This is a genomic window from Bowmanella dokdonensis, from assembly GCF_017254865.1.
GTDB classification, from domain to species: domain Bacteria; phylum Pseudomonadota; class Gammaproteobacteria; order Enterobacterales; family Alteromonadaceae; genus Bowmanella; species Bowmanella dokdonensis.
This window is the reverse complement of sequence record NZ_JAFKCV010000098.1, coordinates 1-439: the sequence shown is the minus strand read 5'-3', so window position 1 is coordinate 439 and position 439 is coordinate 1. Positions and strand designations below refer to the sequence as shown.

Annotated in this window: 1 protein-coding gene; it reads left to right on the top strand. The window is 50.8% G+C overall.

The annotated features are described in order from the left end of the window. Nucleotides 1–133: 133 nt before the first annotated feature. Nucleotides 134–439 (top strand): LolA family protein (locus J0A66_RS21720; RefSeq protein ID WP_369127389.1); only part of this gene is annotated, 306 nt, incomplete at its 3' end.

The window sequence follows — 439 nt, the reverse complement described above, 5'->3', positions numbered from 1 at the left end:
CCTATCTGATTCGTGATGAAGCTACAGGTAAGAAGCTGACCAAAGCATCGACTATTCAAGTCGCGGTATGTAAGCAAAGCGGCGAGATGCAGTTTGCCAGCCCACAAGTGCTGTTGGATAAGTTGGCGGCCTTATGAAATCCATAATACTGCTGATGCTGGCTGCGTTTTCACTAAATGCCGAACCTCAGGATGCACCGACATGGCTGGGAGCGTTGCAGCAAGGCACCTTTGTGCAGGAAAAACAGTTGCCCCAGCTTAAACGTCCTTTTGTTTCACGTGGGTTGTTTGCTTACGATCCTGACAGAAAACAGCTGATTTGGCATACCCAAGCGCCACTGAATAATAAGCTGCTGATCGACGAACAAGGGGTGGCGGAAGAGGATGCGCAAGGAAACCCGCAGGTGCTGACCAGTGATGGCCAGGTTTCGCAGGTGCTA